General features: G+C 38.0%; 1 protein-coding gene and 1 pseudogene. One reads left to right on the top strand and one right to left on the bottom strand.

Annotated elements, in window-relative coordinates; all coding sequences use genetic code 11:
- Nucleotides 1-138, top strand: a pseudogene (locus tag BW946_RS21755) (IS256 family transposase); the annotation flags it as partial.
- A gap of 100 nt (nt 139-238) precedes the next feature.
- Here BW946_RS21755 and BW946_RS20950 read toward each other — a convergent pair.
- Nucleotides 239-3106, bottom strand: a complete 2868-nt coding sequence (locus BW946_RS20950; RefSeq protein ID WP_076598018.1) for a M16 family metallopeptidase — start codon at nt 3104-3106, stop codon at nt 239-241.
- Between the last annotated feature and the right edge of the window lie 471 nt (nt 3107-3577).

Here is a 3577-nt window from a genome sequence, read left to right as displayed (position 1 = left end):
CCTACAGATGATGCCGTCATGAAATCAGTGTATCTCGCTTTAAAAGAAGCTACTAAAAAATGGACAATGCCAATTCAAAATTGGGGTATTGTTCTTAACCAGTTTATGCTTATTTTTGAACAAAGGCTCAGATTATAAAATCCAAGCCCTAACTTTTTAATTTACACACTTTGTGGGATAGTGTCTTGTTATTTAAACATAGGAGTTCGGGATAATGTCTAACAGAATCTCAGTTTATTTAATGACCAAAAATATCCTTAAGACTTACTTCTTTAAATGCTCCCATTTTGTTGACTGCTTTCATATCAAGATTCTCTTTCTTGCCGATAATGGCCGTGTTAAAATGTATTGATTGAACTTCTGTCTTATAAAAATGGTTGATATCCTCAAATTTCAGCTGCTTGATCTGTTCATAAATATCCTTTCTGAAATCATGATAGATATTCAGTTTCTGTAATCTTAAGGTATTGAAGAATATATTATTTCGGGTAACTCTTGTGGAGGCAATCTGTTTCAGCGCTGCATTTCTGGCATTTTCAAACTGAATGGGTACTTCAGGAAGTTCGTTCATCAGTTCATTCAGAGTGTCTACAGCGATCATCAGCTTGTCTGGCTGGGTTCCGATATAAGTAGTCACATAGTCAGGATGGTTCAGCTCAGAGTTTGCAGCATAAGAAACATAAGCAGAGTAGGCCAGACTCTTACTTTCCCGCATCTCCTGGAAAACAATAGAAGACAATCCTCTTCCAAAATATTCATTGAAAACATTGATCTTTCCGAAATGAAGCGGATTCACCTCGTTTCCTTTACCAATCTTGCTCATTTCCATCTGAACCATATCGTAGTTGATGAAATTCACCTTTCCTCCCGTTTCTGGTTCCGGATATTGCTTGGCTTCCGGGATCTGAAGACTTTCAGGCCTTATATAATGACCGATGTATTCTTTAAAGTTCTCAAAGTTTTTACCGTAGAAGAATATCTGATAAGGATATTGGAAAAGCTTTTTCATTCTGTCTGTGAATACTTCAGAATTGCTGTTTTCAAGTTCTTCTTTAGAAATGACATCTGTAAAACGTGAGTTGCTGCCCAGTTTCGTATAATTGTTCAATGCCGTTATAATACGGTTTTTATCTTTCTTGATGGCCTCTCGGTTTTCCAGTACTGTGCCCACAAACTGATTATAGATTTCCTGATCAGGTTGTACATCATGCATCCAGTGCTGAAGAAGAGCAATTCCTTTTTCTATATTTTCTTCCAGTCCGCTTAGGGATATGATCAGTTGGTTGTTCGTGGTTTTAAAATCATTGCTGATTCCGATTTTGAAAAATTCCTTTTTTAAATCCTCCGGTGAAAGGGTATCAGTTCCCAGATACTGCAAAAGCTGAGTAGAAATTCCTAAATCTCTGTCATTATCACTTCCAAAAGGGAAAATAAAATGTACCTGAGCAATATCGTTATACTTATTCTTTACAAAGCTTAATTTCTTTCCGTTACGCTGATCCGTGATGATCTCTTTTTGATAATCAATAAATTCAGGTTTAATATCTTCAGTTTTATCCGCCAGAATCTCTTTTAAAAATTCCGATTGATTATCACGGTTGATTTTAACAGGAGTAATTCCGGGATTCTCAACCCTGATCAATTTGTCATTCACCCCTTTTTCTTTATTGACAACCACATAGTTTTCTTTGAAAAACTCATTGGCAAAATTTACGACGTCATCTTTGGTGAAAGCAGCATATTCATCCATTTCATTCAGTTCCTCTTCCCAGGTTCTTCCTTTTATATAGCAATCGTAAAGATTGGTGGCAAGACCTTCGGCGGTTTCAAGACCTTTCATTCTCTGAAGTTTGAAATCATTGATAATGGCTGGCAGCGTCCAGTCCGGAAAATCTCCTTTCTTGATCAGCTCAATTTCATCCAGTACCATATTCTTTGCATCCTCCAGAGTCTGTGTTTCCTTAGGAACTGCAACGATGGAAAAATATCCATACTGTCTTAATCCTACAGAAAAAGCCTGAGCCCAAAGCATCTTCTGGGTCTGATTAATATGCAGATCCAGTAATCCTGCTTCCCCTCTGTTGCTGAGGATATTCGCAACCACATCAGCCAGCATTGCTTCTCTTGTTCCATAGCTGTCTGTTCTCCACGCAAGCTGAGTACGTGGAGTAGTAGGGCTTTTTACCGTTCTCACTACAACTTCTGTAATAGGCTGTTCAGTAATGGGTGTTTTTACAGGAAGCTCCTTATAAGGTAAAGTTCCGAAATACTGATCGATTAATCGGATCGTCTCATCAAAATCAAGGTCTCCCACCAATACCATAGCATAATTATTGGGAACATAATATTCATCAAAATACTTATGAATAGCTTTCATGGATGGATTTTTCAGATGTTCCGGTTTTCCCAGCGTTGTTTGCTGCCCATTAGGATGAGTGGGGAAAAGAGCATCCATCAGTTCATAGCTCACAAGTCTTGTGTCATTGTCCTGCGCTCTGTTGAACTCCTCATATACCGATTCCAGCTCAGTATGGAAAAGACGAAGAACAATTTCAGAGAATCTTTCCTTTTCTATTTTAAGCCATTTTTCAAGTTCATTGTTCGGAATATTGTTTTTGTAAACCGTTTCATCAAACCAGGTATGCGCATTGGTGCCACTTGCTCCCAGAGAAGAAATTGCTTTGTCATATTCATTGGCAATAGCATATTGGCTGGCTTCCTGCGAAACTTCGTCTATCTTTTTATAGATTTCCCTTTTCTTTTCAGAGTCCTGTTCTGCCTTATGTTCTTCATACAAAGCTGAAATCTGATCAAGAAGCTCTTTTTCCTTTTCCCAGTTCTGAGTCCCGATTTTAGATGTTCCTTTAAACATCATATGTTCGAGATAATGCGCCAATCCTGTATTATCAGAAGGATCATTATTACTTCCTGTTCTTACCGGAATAAAGGTCTGTATTCTTGGCGCATCAAAATTCTGAGCAAGAAAAACCTTTAATCCATTTTTCAAAGTATAGATTCTGACCTTGTTTTCGTCATGTGTTACTGTAATATATTCGTAGTGGTTTTTATCTGTATGAACCGTCTCCTTATATTTTCTGTCTATCATATATAAAACTCATTTCATTCCTTAGAAACCGGAATGCACTACAAATGTAAGCAATCAAAAAAAATGTTAGCCTCTTTTTATCATTATTACATCTATTGTTATAGTTGAAAAGGTGAATCATTCACCATAAACTGTTTCTCAAACCCGAATATCATCATATATATGGTAACTATAATTTCATACTCTCACCTTCTCACCCTTAAGAGTATAATTCTCTATTTCTTACCAACCCTCTCACCCTCTCACCCTCGAACTCTCCAACTTTTTTGGGGGATCTTTTTCCTGGTCTCCATTCCTACTCCTCGCGCCATGCTCTCCCAGGCTGTCGCCCTGAGCGAAGTCGAAGGGTTTCCCACGTTCCGACCCACCGACTCTTCACGCAAGCTGCGGGGTAACCATTTCTATCAGGGCTAGGGGAGGAGTTATAAATGATAAATGATAAATGATGGATGATGGATGATGAATGTTGTG

Source organism: Chryseobacterium sp. RU33C (assembly GCF_900156015.1).
In the GTDB taxonomy this organism is placed as follows: Bacteria; Bacteroidota; Bacteroidia; order Flavobacteriales; family Weeksellaceae; genus Chryseobacterium; species Chryseobacterium candidae.
Note: the sequence above shows the minus strand (reverse complement) of the source record. Positions and strands in the feature narration are given on the sequence as shown.